Below are 15256 nucleotides of genomic sequence, written 5' to 3' on the forward strand. Positions count from 1 at the left end.
CCCTTGGAACCCCATTTGACTGCCCTGGATGCCCCGGATGGGTGGAGTCTCTGGTTGAGGGTGCTTCGTCCTGCCCTTGCAGTCGCCTCGGGTCGATGACCCGAGGCGCTCCGTCAGCCGGGTGATTCTAAACGTCTAAAAGAAGATGATGGTGAGGGGTCCGGGGAGAGGAAGAATTCCTTCTTCCTCTCCCCGGGACAAACCGGCAGCCCCCAAGCAAAAGCGCCTAATGCCAATCCCGGCTCGAGGGAAAGGCGCCGCCGCCCCGGGGGTCGGGCCGGTGGTCGACGCCCCGCGTCACCTCATCGGCCCGGGCGAGCGGGAACTGGGCCCCGCCCAGCAGGTGCAGGCCGTCCAGCAGCGCGGAACGGTCTTCCAGCCGTCGCCCGACGAGGTGGACGATGGGAACGGCTCCTTCGTCGAAGCGCTCCACCTTTCCCTCCGCCACCAGCAGCCGCGCGGCCACCACGGGCGCGCGGTTCTCGGTGATGGTACCCGCGTGCAGCACGAGGTTCATCGTGCCGAACTCGTCCTCCAGGGTGAAGAAGACCACCCCCTTGGCGCTGCCGGGGCGCTGGCGCACCAGCACCAGCCCCGCCACGCGCAGGCGCTGCCCCTGGCGGGCCGCGGAGAGGGCGCGGCTGTCCTGCGCGCCGAGCCGGATCAGCTCCTGCCGCAACAGGGCGAGCGGATGGGCGCGCAGGGTCAGGCCTGTGGCGCCGTAATCCAGCACCGTCTCCTCGCCCTTGGTTTCGGCGGGCAGGCGTGGCGCTGCTTCGGCCGCGGCAAAGAGCGGGAGGGGTGGCGGCGCGGCGCGTTCCACCGCCGCCGCCTCCCACAGCGCCCGGCGGCGGTCCAGGCCGAGGCCGCGGAACGCATCCGCCCGCGCCAGGGCCTCCAGCGAGCGCCGGCTCACCCCCGCCTTCGCCAGCGCGCCCGGTGAAACCCCGGCCGGGCGCAGGCCGAGGATCAGCCTCCCTTCCTCCTCCGGCAGGCCCGAGACGAGGCGCAGGCCGAGGCGCAGTGCCCATCCCTCTCCCTCCGGCTCCAACGTGCTGCTCCAGTCGCTGGCGGTCACGTCGGCGGGGCGCACCGTCACGCCATGCTCGCGCGCATCGCGCACGATCTGCGCCGGCGCGTAGAAGCCCATGGGCTGGCTGTTCAGCAGCGCCGCAGCGAAGACCGCGGGATGGTGGCGCTTGATCCAGGCGGAGACATAGACGAGTTGCGCGAAGGAGGCGGCGTGGCTTTCGGGAAAGCCATAGCCGCCGAAGCCTCTGATCTGAGAGAAGCAGCGCTCGGCGAAATCCGGCTCGTAGCCACGCGCGATCATGCCGCCGACGAACTCCTTCTCGAAGAGATGAAGCTTCCCGTCATGCTTGAAGGAGGCCATGGAGCGGCGCAGTTCATCCGCGCGGGACGGCGTGAAGCCCGCCGCGACGATGGCCATCTCCATCGCCTGTTCTTGGAAGAGCGGAACGCCGAGGGTCTTCTCCAGCACGTCTTTCAGCTCCGGCTTGGCGTACTCGACAAGGCGCGGGTCTTGCCGGCGCTTCAGGTAGGGATTCACCATGTCGCCCTGGATCGGGCCGGGCCGCACGATCGCCACCTGGATCACCAGGTCGTAGTACTTCGTGGGCCGCATGCGCGGCAGCATGTTCATCTGCGCGCGGCTCTCCACCTGGAAGACGCCAAGGGAATCGCTGCGCGCCAGCATAGCGTAGGTCGCCTGGTCGTCCTGCGGCACCGTCGCGAGCGTGGGACGCTTGCCCGTGGTCTGCTCCAGCAGATCGAAGGCGCGCCTGAGGCAGGAGAGCATCCCCAGCCCCAGCACATCCACCTTCAGCATCTGCAGCTCGCCGATATCGTCCTTGTCCCATTCGACGGTATGGCGGTTCTCCATCGCCGCCTTCCGCACCACGGCCAGTTCCGTCAGCTTCCCGCGCGTGATGACGAAGCCGCCGACATGGGTGGCGAGGTGGCGCGGGAAGCCGTGCAGCTCCTCCGCTAGGTCCATGGCCATGCCGAGGCGAGGATCGGCCTCGGGGTCCAGCCCCTCGCTGCGCGCCACGTCGCGCAGCCCCTCCATCCCGTCATGCCAGGAGGATTTGGCGAGGCGGGCGGTGATGTCCTCGGACAGTCCCATGGCCTTGCCTACCTCCCGCACGGCGCTGCGGGTGCGGTAGCGGATCAGCGTCGCCGTCAGCGCCGCGCGGTCGCGGCCGTAGCGTTCGTAGATGTGCTGGATCACCTCCTCGCGCCGGTCATGCTCGAAGTCGATGTCGATATCGGGCGGCTCGCCGCGCGCATCGCTCAGGAAGCGCGCGAAGAGCAGGCGATGCTTCGAGGGATCGACGGAGGTGATGCCCAGCACGTAGCACACCGCCGAATTCGCCGCCGATCCGCGCCCCTGACAGAGGATTTCCCTCGAGCGCGCGAAGCGCACGATCTCGTGCACCGTGAGGAAATAGGCGGCGTAGTCGCGCCGCGCGATCAGCGCCATTTCCTCCGCGATCTGCGCCGCCACCCCGGGCGGCGTGCCCTCGGGCCATCTCCCCCGCACCGCTTCCGCAACGCGCCGCTCCAGCGTCTGCTGCGCGGTCAGCCCGGGCTCGAGGATTTCCTCGGGATATTCGTAGGACAGGTCGCGCAGGCTGAAGCGGCAGGCCTCCACCACGCGCAGCGTGGCGTCCACCGCCTCCTCATGCCCGGCGAAGAGGCGCCGCATCTCCGCCTCCGGCTTCAGATGCGCCTCGGCATTGATGCTGGCCTGGAAGCCCAGCGCATCCACCGTCACCCCCAGGCGAATCGCCGCCACCACATCCGCCAGCCGGCGCCGCGAGGCCGCGTGCATCCGCACCCCGCCCGCGGCCAGCAGCGAGGCCCGCGCGGCGCCCGCCATGGCCGAGAGAAGCCTCAGCCGGCGCCGGTCATCCCCGGCGAAACGGTGATGCGCGGCGACGAAGAGCGGCAGGGCCAGGGCACGGCGCATCGCCTCCGCGTCACGGCGCAGCCGGCGGGCGAAATCCTCGCCGGGCGCATCGGGCGGCACGACCGCCATCACCTGCCCTTCCGCCGCGGCGATCAGCGCATCGCGGGAGAGGCGGCACTCGTCCTTCTCGCCCATGCGTGCCGCGGAGAGCATGCGGGAGAGATGCGCATAGGCCGCGCGATCCGTGGGCCAGACGAGGACCTCCTGCCCATCCTCCAGCGCCACGCGGCAGCCATGGACGAAGCGGAGGCCCGCCCCGATCTCCGGATCCTCGGCCGCCGCCATGCCGCGCACCAGCCCGGCGAAGGAGTTGCGGTCGGCGATGCCGATCGCCGCATGGCCCAGGCGCCGCGCCGCGCGCACCAGCTCCCAGGGATGCGACGCCCCTTCCAGGAAGGTGAAGTTCGACATTGCCCCCAGCTCGGCGAAGCCGCTCATGGCAGGATGCCGTGCAGGAACCAGCCGCCCTCGCCCGGCCCGCCGGCGCGGCAGACCCAGAGGCGACGGCCATCCGGCATCTCCAGCCGGTAATAGTCGCGCATCGGGCGGTCCGGCCGGTCGCGCCACCATTCCGGCTCCAGTCGCTCCGGCCCCTCCGCCGCGCGCACCTGCACCCAGGCGCCGCGCCAGCGGATGCGGAAGGGCGGGTCGTCCGGCAGGACGGCCATCGCCTCCAGCCGCTCCGGCCGGCGCAGCAGGCGCAGGGGGCGCGCGCGCACGGCCCAGCCCGCTGGATGCGGAACGGGCGAGAGGGGATCGGCGCGTTCCACCGCGCGTTCGGGCCAATGGCTTTCACGCGGGCGCAGGCGCCAGGCGGGCAGGCGCTGGGCCACACGATCCAGCAGCGCGGCCAGGGCGACCCCCTCCTCCTCCCCGGCCAGGCCGGATTGGCCGGGGGAAAGAGGCTCGGTGCGCTCGGCCATGAGCGCGATGCGGTCGAAGCCGAAGCCGGGGGCCAGTTCCTCCAGCCTCGGGGAGAGAAGGCGGGCCAGGTGGCGCGGATCGCGGCTGGCCAGGCCCAGGCCAACCGCCAGTTCCTGCATCCCGCCATCCGCGCGATGCGCGCGCAGCAGGAGGCGCCGCAGCCCCCTCCCCTCCTCCGCCAGCCGCTTGCAAAGCTGCGCGAGCAGCCGCTCCGCCGCGATCTCGATGGCGGTGCGGGTGATCAGCGGCTCCTCGACATCCAGCGCCACATGCCAGTCCGGAGCCGGGCGGATGCTGCGGAAGGGCTCGGAAACCGCGCCGGTCGCGCGGTCCAGCGCCAGGATCAGCCCCGCCCCGAAGCGGCGGGCGAGCGGCGCGCGGGGCTGGGCCAGCACATCGCCGATGCCATGCAGGCCGAGGCGCCGCAGCCCGGCCGTGACCTCTCCCTCCAGCCGAAGGGCGTGGAGCGGCAGGCGGGCGATGGCCTCCGCCTCCCGCCCCGGCGGAACCACGGCGGGATGCCCGCATCGGGCCAGGGCCATGGCGGCCGCCGCGCTACCCGCCACGGCGGCGAAGGCCGCATGGCCCAGCCGCGCCAGCCCCGCCAGGGCGCGCCGCCTCACCACCTCCTCGCCGCCATGGAGCTCCGCGGCCCCGGCGATGTTCACGAGCAACCCGTCCGGCGGGTCGGGGGCCACGAGAGGCGCGATCCGCAGGGCCCAGTGGGCCAGTTCCGAAAGCCGCGCCGCCGCCTTCTCCGGCGCATCGGGATAGGCCGGCACCCCCGGCGCCAGCGCCTGCGCGTCGCCCAGGGTCTGGCCGGGGCGCAGGCCCAGCTCCATGGCGGCCCCGTCCACCGCGGCCACGAGGCGCCGGTTGCCATGCATGTGCCAGGTGAGGACGGGCCCGGGGACGCGCAGGATGTCGGTGGCCAGGCAGGGCAGGTGCAGGGCGAGGATGCGTGGCCCCGCCCCCGGCGCCTCACCCGCCTCCGGGCTCAAGACGGGCTGGAGGGTGGGAGGACCCAGTCGGATCCGAGGCGGCTGGCAGGCGCGGCGCCTCATGCCCGCCCTTCCGGAAGGGAGAGCCGGTCCGGGATGTATAGAAAGGACGCCGAATCGGGGAACATTGTTCACTAAATGTTCTCGTCAGCGCCCGTGCTGGCAAGCCTTGCCTTGGCCTTATGGCGAAGTCCTGAGCTGTTCTCCAGCCAGCGGGCTGCCCGGCCTCAGCGATCGACCGCCCGGGCCTCCTTGGGGCCGAAAGCCGCAACGACCGCCGAGAACCGGGCACGCATGCGGATGGCGTCCATGGGGGCACCGCTGATCGGGGCCTCGGCCAGGCAACGCTCCAGCTCCGCCCGCAGGGAGCGGAGGGCATCCACCCTCAACTCCGCCGGCATACGGGACAGGATCCGGTCCAGTGCTTCTGTGACGGCATGCTCCAGCGCATCCTCGGCTTCCGCGGATTGCATGGCTTGCATGGGTTCCAAAGCGCACTCTCCTCGACGGTGGGTGGCATGTAGCCCATTGGGCCGCAGCAACGTAGCGGGACCGAGCCGGGGCTTCTCCACAACATGGTGAGGTTGTGGTGGCAAAGCCATGAACGGCAACGCCCATCCTGCGTCATCGGGTGACCCTGCCTTGCATTTTCCTTCCATCCAACGGCACGTTTCACTTCATCGTCCCGCGGACCCGGGTTGCCGTGCCGCCCGCGTTACGCTGCATATGGCTGAGCCGTGGATGCGAGCATGAACAAGAAGGGTTCTTTCCTGCCATCCCGCCCGCCTGCCCCACCGGGGGGGGAGACGTCGAGCGCTACGGTCAGCGCCATCGGCGACTTGGCCGATTACGTCCGCGCCTTCGGCTTGCACCGGGCGGATGAGTTGCTGACGGAACTTCTGGCCATTCTTCATGCCGGCCCAACCCGCCGGCCGCAGCCTGGCCGGGACCATGATCTTCCGCCTCTGTAGGCGGTAGGCAGGCCACTCCATTATCGTCCAAAAAGTGTCACATTTGACACCTCAGACGAGCCAAACCTAGCTTAACATATGTCAATTCTGGGCCGCCGGACCGCAATCATCAGCCTTGGCTGCAGCTGCCAAGTTGCGCGCCAGATCAAGCTGTACGAGCCACGTCTATCGGAGTTGACGGGCGACAGCCTCAAGCGTTCCCGCTTCCCCTTCGATTGGCTCATCTCGCCTCTGAACGGCATCGAGCAGGTGCTCAACCGACCTTCCGCGCCCGGCCCGGACGACGTCGAGTTCCACCCGGCCGTCTTCAAGAAGGCCGTGTTCTGGAAGAGCCGGCACGTTTATTTCTGGCATGACTTCCTTGTCGACGGTCGCGTCGATATCCCGGCCGCTTTCGCCGAAAATCAGGAGAAGTACCGGCACGCCTTCGAGAAGTTCGCGCGCCTCGGTGCCTGGAGCCGGCGGATCTTCGTCCTGGCAAACACCCAGAACAATCTGGACGACGTGCGCGCCCGCGCACCCGCTTGCGATTTCTCGTTCAGCGCTGCGCGCATCGCCCGCATTGCCGCAAGGCTGGATGCCATCTTTCCGGATGGGCGCAACGAGCTGATCACCGTCGCTTACCGCTCCCGTATCACCGACAATCCGGCTGACTGGCCTGCGGAACCCTATCTCCTCGAACCCGACCTGTCCGACTGGGAAGGCGACGACGCCGCTTGGGCTCAGGTGTTCGAGGCGTATTTCGACCGGAATCGTGAGCAGGAAAGCCGGCCCGGGACGACCGGAATGGTTGGCGAGCGGGCCCTCTAAGCCGCACCTTCCCAACGAAGGGAGCAGTTCCGAGCGGCAAAGGACTTTGAAGAGAAATGGTGCTGCCAGAGAGGATTGAACTCTCGACCTCTCCCTTACCAAGGGAGTGAACCCCATCCAACTTGTTGATCTATCTAAAGGCGAGCGAGAGAAATCCCGCGCATGTTGCCACTGCGTTCCGGAGTTTTCCCACTTTGTGGCGAGGATTGCGGGGGGAGCACTCCCTATGAAATGCGATCACGCTACCGACCGCTCCGCCTCAGCCTCGGGAGGTAGCAGGAAGGTCAGCGCCATGCAGGTCACCAGCATCGTGGCGGAGCCCCGGAGACAGGCCTCCAGCCCACCATGTTGGGCCAGGATGCCTGACAGTAGAATGCCAAGCAGCCGCCCTGCGGCATTGGCCGCGTAATAGAACCCGACGTCCTCGGCTGCCTTCTCGGAACCTGCGTAGGCCAGGATCAGGTAGGAATGCAGGGAGGAGTTCACCGCAAAGGCGAAGCCGAACACCGCCAGCCCCACGACCACGACAAGATCAGGGCGCCCGATATCGGGGACCGCCAGCAGGAGGCCGAGAGCCATGGGGATGGTCGCCATCGCCGCGGCCCAGAGCCGTGCCTCCGGAACTTCTCGGGATAGCCCATCCTGGCTGCGGCGGACCATTGACGGTGCCAGTGCCTGCACGCCGCCGTAACCGATGGTCCAGGCGGCCAGGAAGGTCGCCACGCCCACGAAGTGCCAGCCCTGGCTGTAGAGGAAGACCGGAAGGCCAACGACGAACCAGACATCGCGCGAGCCGAACATGAAAATGCGGGCACCCGCCAGCAGGTTCACGCCCCGGCTCTTGGCCATGAGCTCCTTGAAGCTCTTCGATGCCTTGGCCTTGCCCAGCGACCGCGGCAGGCCAAGCGTGACGCCTGCCAGGACAACGGTCAGCAGGCCAGCCAGCAGCCAGAGCGCGGGTTGGAACCCTGCCACCTGCAGCAGGAAGCCACCGAGAAAGAAGCCGAAGCCCTTCATGGCATTCTTGGAACCGGTGAACCAGGCCACCCAGCGGAAGAGCTGCCCGGCGCCTTGCTGCGAGGTGGCCTTGATGGCCGATTTGGACGCTGTCTTGGTCAGGTCCTTGGCCACACCGGAGATGCCCTGAGCCGCCACGACCCAGGCCACCGAGGCCGTGGTGCCCCAGCCCGGATCGAGGGCGGAGAGCATCAGCAAGCCGCAGATCTGAAGGGTGAGACCGATGGAGAGCATGCGCGGAATGCCGAAGCGCGTGGCGAGCCAGCCGCCGCCGAAGTTCGCGAAGATGCCCGCCGCCTCGTAGAGGAGGAACAGGAAGGCGAGCATGAAGGGCGTGTAGCCGAGCCTGTAGAAGTGCAGCAGCACCAGCATCCGCAACGCGCCGTCGGTGAGCGTAAAGCCCCAATAGGCGCCGGTCACGACCAGGTAGTTGCGGGCAGCGGACATCAGGCGCCCTGCTCGAGCACGATATTGGCCAGGTCGACCATCCGGCAGGCATAGCCCATCTCGTTGTCGTACCAAGCATAGACTTTCAGCAGCGTCTCATCCGTCACCATGGTGCTCGGCCCGTCGACGATCGCGCTTCGGGTGTCATTGGCGAAGTCGGCCGACACCAGAGGCCGTGCCTCAAAGCCGAGAATGCCCGCCAGTGGCCCGGCAGCGGCCGAGCGGAACAGCTCATTGACCTCGGCCTCCGTGGTCGGGCGCTGGAGTTCGAAGACCGCGTCCGTCAAGGAAGCATTCAGGACCGGCGCGCGGACGGCGTGGCCGTTCAGGCGCCCCTTCAACTCCGGGTAGATGAGCGAGATGGCGGTCGCGCTGCCCGTCGTGGTGGGCTGGAGGGAGAGCATTGCCGAGCGGGCCCGCCGCAAATCCCTGTGCGGGGCGTCCACCACGACATTGGTGTTCGTCGGGTCATGGATGGTGGTGATCTGGCCGTGCCGGATTCCGAGGGCCTCGTGAACGACCTTCACCACCGGCGCCAGGCAGTTCGTGGTGCAGGACGCGGCCGTCAGCAGGCGGTGCTGCGCCGGGTCGTAGCTGTCGTGGTTGACCCCGACCACCACGTTGAGGGCCGAGCCGTCCTTCACGGGCGCCGCGACGATGACCCGCTTCACGCCACGGTCGAAGTAGCTCTCGAGCTGCTCCCGCTTGAGGAACTTGCCCGTGCATTCCAGGACGATGTCGCAGCCGATATCACCCCAGGGCACATCCGCCGGAGCGGCCTCCGCGGAGAAACCAATGCGCTGGCTGCCTATGGTGATGGCCCGCCCGTCCTCCGCCTGGATCCGCTCGCGCCAGCGGCCGTGGATGCTGTCGAACTCAAGGAGGTGCGCGGTCGCCTCGGCACCGCCCTTCAGTTCGTTCAGGTGGACAATATTGAGCCGGTTGCCCGCGCGCGGATCATCCTTCTCCCGGAACACGCCGCCCAGGGCCGCGCGAAGCGCGAGACGCCCGATGCGGCCCATGCCGTTGATGCCAACCCGCATCTCAGCGGCTCCCCAGCTGCAGGGAGACGGGGGCTTCCCCGAGATCGTCCAGCCGGTGCCGGAGGGACATGCGGTCCAGCGAAGCGATGGGCAGGCTGGTGAAGATGCCGATGCGGCGGTGCAGACCGGCATAGAGTTCGTTGAGCAGCAGCGCCCGCTCGGTGGTCCCGCCCGCGAACTGGGCAGGACCGGGGAGCGGCCAGGACGCCGTGACCGCCTGGTCCCCAAACTCGGGGCAGCGCTGCCCGCTCAGGGAGTCGCAGAGGGTGATGACGAAATCCATGCGGGGCGCGTCGTCATGCGTGAACTCATTCCAGGACTTGCAGCGCAGGCCCGAAACGTCGTGCCCAAGCGCCTGCAGCTTCTCGATGACCTCGGGCATGGGATGCGGAGCGGGGTCTGATCCGGCCGAGTAGGCCCTGAACCGATCACCTCCCAGCTTGTCCAGGATGGCCTCGGCCATGAGCGAGCGCGCGGAGTTTCGCGTGCAGATGAACAGGACATTGTAGGCTGGGGTCATCTGACCGCTCTCCCTCGGATGGACGGGCATCGAGCACGCGAGGTCGCCGCACAGCTCCGGGTGGCCGGAGCAGCAGGTCTCGGTGAGGAATGCGATAAGGTCGCGAAGAGCCACCATCCGGACAGCGTGGATGACCTGCCGGCTCTGGCGAGTGGCCTGCGTCAGGCCCGCGCGTTCGAGTGCGCTGAGGTGGAAGGACGCCGTTGAGGCAGGAAGCCCTATCCGCTCTGCGATTTCACCCGCGGGCAGCCCGTTCGGCCCGGCGGACAGCAGCAGACGCAACACCGAGAGGCGGGTGTCCTGGGAAAGTGCCGACAGGGCCTGTGCTGCAGAGCGTTCATCCATGTTTCCAGTTTAATGGAAACATCGAACCGGGCGAGTTACCGTTTTGCGTCAGCCGCCGCCATGCGCGGCAACACGCTCCTGGGCGGCGGTGAGCTTCGCCGGCACCACCCTGAACCTTTCGAACGCCACGCTCCGCGAGAACGGCCAGTCCCATACGACCGGCCCGGACAGCGGAGGCTGTGTCAGGATTGTGCCGCGGAGGTCCGGATGGGGCCTGGCGGTGCGGCTCTGTTCCGCCCCGCTCTGCGGACGAGTATCCGGAGGTGCTTGAAAAAATGGTGCTGCCAGAGAGGATTGAACTCTCGACCTCTCCCTTACCAAGGGAGTGCTCTACCACTGAGCTACGGCAGCATTGGGCCCGCGGGCGAGGCGCTAACTAGCCGCCTTGTCCGCCCCGCGCAACCCTCGCTCTTGACCTCGCCTCCTCATCGCCGAATGCCCCTTCCACCATGACCGACGAAACGCCCGGCGCCCCCGCCCCATCCCCCCGCCCCGAAGCCTCGGAACGCGAGCGCCGCCTCGCGGCCGCCCTGCGGGAGAACCTGAGGCGCCGGAAGGCCCAGTCGCGGGAACGCGCCCAGCCCGCGCCCCCGACCCCAGCCCCGGCCCCGCCCGAAGGCGAGGAGAGCGGCCCCTAGACAGCCCCGCCCCCCATCCCGGTTGCCGCCCCGCGGCCCAGGGTCTATCCCGCCCCCCGCTCCCGTTCGGGCGCTCAAGGGGGACCCCGCCATGCCGATCATGCCCGACCACTGGATCCGCCGCATGGCGACGGAGCACGGCATGATCGAGCCCTTCGTGGAGGCCCAGCGGCGGGAAGGGGTCATCTCCTACGGCCTCTCCTCCTATGGCTACGACGCCCGGGCGGCCGGCGAGTTCAAGATCTTCACCAATGTGGACAATGCCGTGGTGGACCCGAAGGCCTTCTCGGAGGAGGGCTTCGTGACCCGGAAGGGCGACACCTGCATCGTGCCCCCCAACTCCTTCGTGCTCACCCACACGGTCGAGTATTTCCGCATCCCGCGTGACGTGCTGGTGATCTGCCTCGGCAAGTCCACCTATGCCCGCTGCGGGCTGATCGTGAACGTCACCCCGCTGGAGCCGGAATGGGAGGGGCAGGTGACGATCGAGATCAGCAACACCACCCCCCTCCCCGCCCGCATCTATGCGAATGAAGGCATCTGCCAGTTCCTCTTCCTGAAGGGGGACAGCGCGCCGGACGTGTCCTATGCGGACCGGGCCGGGAAATACATGCGCCAGCGCGGCGTCGCGCTGCCGCGGCTGTAAGGGGGCCTCGAAGCTATGGACCGCATCCGTCTCCGCGGTGGCCGCCCCCTCAAGGGCACCATCCCCATCGGCGGCGCCAAGAACGCCGCCCTCCCCCTCATGGCCGCCGCGCTGCTGAGCGAGGGGCCGCTCACCCTCACCAACGCCCCGGCGCTGGACGACACCCGGACCATGGCCCGGCTGCTGGAGCAGCATGGGCTTTCGGTGGCGCATGACACCCAGGCGCGCATCATGACCCTGGGCGGGACGGCGACCAACCTCGTCGCTCCCTATGACCTCGTGCGGAAGATGCGGGCCTCCGTCCTCGTCCTCGGCCCGCTGCTGGCCCGCTATGGCCAGGCGAAGGTCTCCCTGCCCGGAGGCTGCGCGATCGGCACCCGCCCCGTGGACCTCCACCTCAAGGGGCTGGAGCAGATGGGCGCGAAGATCGACCTCGATTCCGGCTACATGAACGCCACGGCCCCCGAGGGGCTGAAGGGCGCGAAGATCTACTTCTCCCAGGTTTCGGTGGGCGCCACCGAGAACCTGCTGATGGCCGCCACCCTCGCCGATGGCCTGACCGAGCTGGTGAACGCAGCGCGGGAGCCGGAGATCGACGACCTCGCCCAGTGCCTCGTCGCCATGGGCGCGAGGATCGAGGGCATCGGCACCGACCGGCTGCGGATCGAGGGGGTGAAGACCCTCCACGCCGCCACCCATTCCATCGTGCCCGACCGGATCGAGGCGGGTTCCTTCGCCTGCGCGGTCGGCGTCACCGGGGGCGAGGTGCTGCTCCAGGGGGCCCGGATGGAGCATCTCGGCACCGTGGCCCGCGTGCTGCGGGAGGCCGGGGTGGAGCTGGAGGAGGTGCCGCCCAACGGCTCCGCCGGCGGCGTGCTGGTGCGCCGCAGCTCCGGCCTGCGCGGGGTGGACGTGATGACCGAGCCCTTCCCGGGCTTCGCCACCGACATGCAGGCCCAGTTCATGGCGCTGATGGCGGTGGCCGAAGGGGCCTCCATGATCACGGAGACCATCTTCGAGAACCGCTTCATGCACGTGCCCGAGATGAACCGCATGGGCGCGCGCATCAATGTCCAGGGCCGCTCGGCCATCGTGCGCGGCGTCTCCCGCCTCTCCGGCGCGCCGGTGATGGCGACCGACCTCCGCGCCTCCATCTCCCTCATCCTCGCCGGGCTGGCGGCGGGGGGCGAGACGATCGTCAACCGCGTCTACCACCTGGACCGCGGCTATGAGCGGTTGGAGGAGAAGCTGGCGGCGGTGGGCGCGGATATCGAGCGCCTGCCGGGCTGAGCGCCCCATACCGGCGCCGGGCGCAGGGCGGAGCCGCTCCTCCCGCGGTTCCGCTGGCCGGCGATCCGGTCTAGCTCAACGATCCTTCATCGACGCACCCGTCGAAACGTCATCCGGAGGGTGCTAAACTCCCCCATGGACCACCCGATCACCTCTCCCCTCCTCCCCGGTGCGGCCGGGGCATCCAACCTCATCCTGGCGCTTCCCAAGGGCCGCATCCTCAAGGAGGTGCAGCCCCTTCTCGCCGCGGCCGGCCTGGTTCCGGGCGGCGACTTCCATGACGAGGACAGCCGCCACCTCCGCTTCCCCACCAACCATGCGGGGCTGGACGTGGTGCGGGTCCGCCCCTTCGACGTGGCCACCTTCGTCGCCCATGGCGGGGCGCAGATCGGCATCTGCGGCGCCGACGTGCTGATGGAATTCGACTATCCCGAGATCTACGCCCCGCTGGACCTCGGCGTCGGCCGCTGCCGGGTGAGCGTGGCCGGCCCGATCGATGACCCGATCGCCGAGGAGGTCTCGCGCTGGTCCCGCGTGACGGTGGCGACGAAGTATCCCGGCATCGCCCGGCGCCATTTCGCGGCGCGCGGGGTGCAGGCCGAGATCGTGCACCTGAACGGCGCCATGGAGCTGGCCCCCTCCCTCGGCCTCTCGCGGCTGATCGTGGACCTGGTCCAGACCGGCTCCACCCTGAAGGCGAACGGGCTGGTGGAGCGCGAGGTGATCGCCCAGGTCACCTCCCGCCTCATCGTGAACCGCACGGCCCTGAAGACCGAGCCGGAGCTGATCGGCGCCTGGCTGGCGCGCTTCCGGGAAGCCCTTTCGGCATGAGGCGGGCGGCATGAAGAGACTGGATACGCGCGAGGCCGGCTTCGAGGCCGCGTTCGACGCCTTGCTGGACACGGCGCGGGACACCACCGCCCGGGTGGACGGGGCGGTGGCCGAGATCATCTCCCGCGTGCGGGCCGAGGGCGATGCCGCCCTGCTGGAGCTGACCGCCCGCTTCGACCGCTGGCAGCCCCGCGACGCCACCGCGCTGCGCGTGACGGCAGAGGAGATCGCCGAGGCCACCGCCTCCATCAACCCGGCGCTGATGGAGGCGCTGGACACGGCCGCGACGCGGATCGAGACCTTCCACCGCGCCCAGATGCCCGCCGACATCACCGTGCCGGACCCGGCCGGGCTGACGCTCGGGATGCGCTGGAACGCCGTGGACGCCGCCGGCCTCTACGTGCCCGGCGGCAAGGCGGCCTACCCCTCCTCCGTGCTGATGAACGCCATCCCCGCCCGCGTCGCCGGCGTGGGGCGCGTGGCGGTGGCGGTCCCCACCCCGAACGGCGAGATCAACCCGCTGGTGCTGGCCGCCTGTGGCCGCGCGGGGGTGACGGAGGTGTGGCGCATCGGCGGGGCCCAGGCCATCGCGGCGCTGGCCTGGGGCACGGCCACGATCGCCCCCGTGGACAAGGTCACCGGCCCCGGCAACGCCTATGTGGCCGAGGCCAAGCGCCAGGTCTTCGGCCGGGTGGGCATCGATTCCATCGCCGGCCCGTCCGAGGTGGTGGTGCTGGCCGATGGCGCGCAGGACCCCGCCCGGGTGGCGATGGACCTGATGGCCCAGGCCGAGCATGACGAAGCGGCCCAGTCCATCCTCATCACCGACAGCCCCGCCCTGGCCGATGCCGTGCCGGGCGCGGTGGAGGCGGCGCTCGCCACCCTCCCCCGCTCCGCCATCGCCGGCGAATCCTGGCGCCGCCACGGGGCCGTGATCCTCGTGCGGGACTGGGCCGAGGGCGCGGCCCTGACCGACCGGCTGGCGCCGGAACACCTGCAGGTCATGGTGGCCGACCCCCAGGGCCTCTTCGCCCGGATCCGCCATGCCGGCGCGGCCTTCCTGGGGCCGTGGTGCCCGGAGGCACTGGGCGACTACGTGGCCGGGCCGAACCATGTGCTGCCCACCGGCCGCACCGCGCGCTTCGCCTCGGGACTTTCGGTCTTCGACTTCCTCAAGCGCACGACCTGGATCGCGGCGGAGGAAGCGGGGCTGCGCGCGACCGGCCCGGCCGCCGTGGCGCTGGCCCGCGCGGAGGGGCTGGAAGCCCATGCGCGCAGCATCGCCGGGCGGATCGGGGTGGACTGAACTGTCGGTCTGTCCCGGGGAGAGGAAGAAGGAATTCTTCCTCTCCTCGGACCCCTCACCATCATCTTTTTCAAGAAGTTTGGAATTACTCGGCTGACGGTGCGCCTCGGGTCATGGACCCGAGGCGACTGCAAAGGCAGGAAATAGAGCCCGCCCACCCGAGACCCCTTCGATCCGGGGTATCCACGGCAGTCAGACGGGGTTCCAAGGGCCTCAGGCCCTTGGCGGGTCAGGGCGGAGCCCTGCCTGAGACGCCCCGGCTACCGGCACGGAAGTGATGCCTTCGCGCATCGCGGGGCCGCATTCCGGTGGGGGAATGAGCCCATTCCTTGACCCATACGGCCCGGGGCATCATGTTCCCGATGCTCTGACACACGATGCGCGGCCCCCATCCGGGGTCGCGCCCGCTTGCGTGCCGGGCCGGACGCGCATCCGCGCTGCCCGCTTTTCGCGCCGCCCCTTCATCATCGCGGGG

12 protein-coding genes and 2 tRNA genes are annotated in these 15256 nt (G+C 69.5%); 6 read left to right on the forward strand and 8 right to left on the reverse strand.

The features are described 5' to 3' along the window. Window positions 1-226: 226 nt before the first annotated feature. The 3 genes from BUB97_RS14400 to BUB97_RS14410 form a co-directional block, all read right to left on the reverse strand. Entirely contained in the window at window positions 227-3430 is a 3204-nt protein-coding gene (locus BUB97_RS14400; RefSeq protein WP_073135903.1) for an error-prone DNA polymerase, read from the reverse strand. Then, window positions 3427-4980, reverse strand: coding sequence for a Y-family DNA polymerase (locus tag BUB97_RS14405; protein ID WP_139281349.1), 1554 nt, complete (start codon window positions 4978-4980; stop codon window positions 3427-3429). Before BUB97_RS14405 ends, BUB97_RS14400 begins: the two co-directional genes overlap by 4 nt. A gap of 164 nt (window positions 4981-5144) precedes the next feature. Continuing rightward, window positions 5145-5408: a hypothetical protein gene (locus BUB97_RS14410; RefSeq protein ID WP_139281350.1), complete on the reverse strand. Its 264-nt coding sequence runs from the start codon at window positions 5406-5408 to the stop codon at window positions 5145-5147. A gap of 558 nt (window positions 5409-5966) precedes the next feature. Here BUB97_RS14410 and BUB97_RS14415 point away from each other — a divergent pair. Continuing rightward, on the forward strand, window positions 5967-6698 hold the full coding sequence (locus BUB97_RS14415) for a hypothetical protein (protein WP_139281351.1): 732 nt from the start codon (window positions 5967-5969) through the stop codon (window positions 6696-6698). 57 nt (window positions 6699-6755) lie between these two features. Here the strand turns inward: BUB97_RS14415 and BUB97_RS14420 are convergent. The 5 genes from BUB97_RS14420 to BUB97_RS14440 all read right to left on the reverse strand — a co-directional run bounded on the left by BUB97_RS14420 (window position 6756) and on the right by BUB97_RS14440 (window position 10421). After that, window positions 6756-6832, reverse strand: a tRNA-Thr gene (locus BUB97_RS14420). 103 nt (window positions 6833-6935) lie between these two features. After that, window positions 6936-8162, reverse strand: a complete 1227-nt coding sequence (gene arsJ / locus BUB97_RS14425; RefSeq protein ID WP_073135908.1) for an organoarsenical effux MFS transporter ArsJ — start codon at window positions 8160-8162, stop codon at window positions 6936-6938. After that, window positions 8162-9205 carry an ArsJ-associated glyceraldehyde-3-phosphate dehydrogenase gene (locus BUB97_RS14430; protein WP_073135909.1) on the reverse strand — a complete coding sequence of 348 codons (1044 nt, stop codon included), beginning with the start codon at window positions 9203-9205 and terminating at the stop codon, window positions 8162-8164. The genes arsJ and BUB97_RS14430 overlap by 1 nt, the downstream gene beginning before the upstream one ends. 1 nt (window position 9206) lies before the next feature. After that, a complete protein-coding gene (locus BUB97_RS14435) occupies window positions 9207-10070 on the reverse strand; it encodes an arsenate reductase/protein-tyrosine-phosphatase family protein (RefSeq protein WP_073135911.1) in 864 nt (287 codons plus the stop codon). Window positions 10071-10346: 276 nt separating this feature from the next. Next, window positions 10347-10421 (reverse strand) — tRNA-Thr (locus BUB97_RS14440). Between the two features lie 98 nt (window positions 10422-10519). On the opposite strand from BUB97_RS14440, the gene BUB97_RS14445 reads away from it, so the two are divergent. The 5 genes from BUB97_RS14445 to hisD all read left to right on the forward strand — a co-directional run bounded on the left by BUB97_RS14445 (window position 10520) and on the right by hisD (window position 14781). Then, window positions 10520-10708 carry a hypothetical protein gene (locus BUB97_RS14445; RefSeq protein ID WP_073135913.1) on the forward strand — a complete coding sequence of 63 codons (189 nt, stop codon included), beginning with the start codon at window positions 10520-10522 and terminating at the stop codon, window positions 10706-10708. A 91-nt stretch (window positions 10709-10799) separates the two neighbouring features. Then, a complete protein-coding gene (gene dcd, locus BUB97_RS14450) occupies window positions 10800-11354 on the forward strand; it encodes a dCTP deaminase (RefSeq protein ID WP_073135915.1) in 555 nt (184 codons plus the stop codon). A gap of 15 nt (window positions 11355-11369) precedes the next feature. Then, entirely contained in the window at window positions 11370-12644 is a 1275-nt protein-coding gene (gene murA, locus BUB97_RS14455) for a UDP-N-acetylglucosamine 1-carboxyvinyltransferase (protein ID WP_073135917.1), read from the forward strand. Between the two features lie 135 nt (window positions 12645-12779). Continuing rightward, entirely contained in the window at window positions 12780-13475 is a 696-nt protein-coding gene (gene hisG, locus BUB97_RS14460; RefSeq protein WP_073135919.1) for an ATP phosphoribosyltransferase, read from the forward strand. Between the two features lie 10 nt (window positions 13476-13485). After that, a complete protein-coding gene (gene hisD / locus BUB97_RS14465) occupies window positions 13486-14781 on the forward strand; it encodes a histidinol dehydrogenase (RefSeq protein WP_073135921.1) in 1296 nt (431 codons plus the stop codon). Window positions 14782-15256 lie beyond the last annotated feature (475 nt).

The organism is Muricoccus roseus (assembly GCF_900141905.1).
GTDB lineage: Bacteria > Pseudomonadota > Alphaproteobacteria > Acetobacterales > Acetobacteraceae > Roseomonas > Roseomonas rosea.

Bases quoted from the DNA above. Each gene is read 5' to 3' on its own strand.
- BUB97_RS14400 (WP_073135903.1), bottom strand. From the start codon at position 3,430: ATGAGCGGCTTCGCCGAGCTGGGGGCAATGTCGAACTTCACCTTCCTG.
- BUB97_RS14405 (WP_139281349.1), bottom strand. From the start codon at position 4,980: ATGAGGCGCCGCGCCTGCCAGCCGCCTCGGATCCGACTGGGTCCTCCC.
- BUB97_RS14415 (WP_139281351.1), top strand. From the start codon at position 5,967: ATGTCAATTCTGGGCCGCCGGACCGCAATCATCAGCCTTGGCTGCAGC.
- arsJ (WP_073135908.1), bottom strand. From the start codon at position 8,162: ATGTCCGCTGCCCGCAACTACCTGGTCGTGACCGGCGCCTATTGGGGC.
- BUB97_RS14430 (WP_073135909.1), bottom strand. From the start codon at position 9,205: ATGCGGGTTGGCATCAACGGCATGGGCCGCATCGGGCGTCTCGCGCTT.
- BUB97_RS14435 (WP_073135911.1), bottom strand. From the start codon at position 10,070: ATGGATGAACGCTCTGCAGCACAGGCCCTGTCGGCACTTTCCCAGGAC.
- BUB97_RS14445 (WP_073135913.1), top strand. From the start codon at position 10,520: ATGACCGACGAAACGCCCGGCGCCCCCGCCCCATCCCCCCGCCCCGAA.
- dcd (WP_073135915.1), top strand. From the start codon at position 10,800: ATGCCGATCATGCCCGACCACTGGATCCGCCGCATGGCGACGGAGCAC.
- murA (WP_073135917.1), top strand. From the start codon at position 11,370: ATGGACCGCATCCGTCTCCGCGGTGGCCGCCCCCTCAAGGGCACCATC.
- hisG (WP_073135919.1), top strand. From the start codon at position 12,780: ATGGACCACCCGATCACCTCTCCCCTCCTCCCCGGTGCGGCCGGGGCA.
- hisD (WP_073135921.1), top strand. From the start codon at position 13,486: ATGAAGAGACTGGATACGCGCGAGGCCGGCTTCGAGGCCGCGTTCGAC.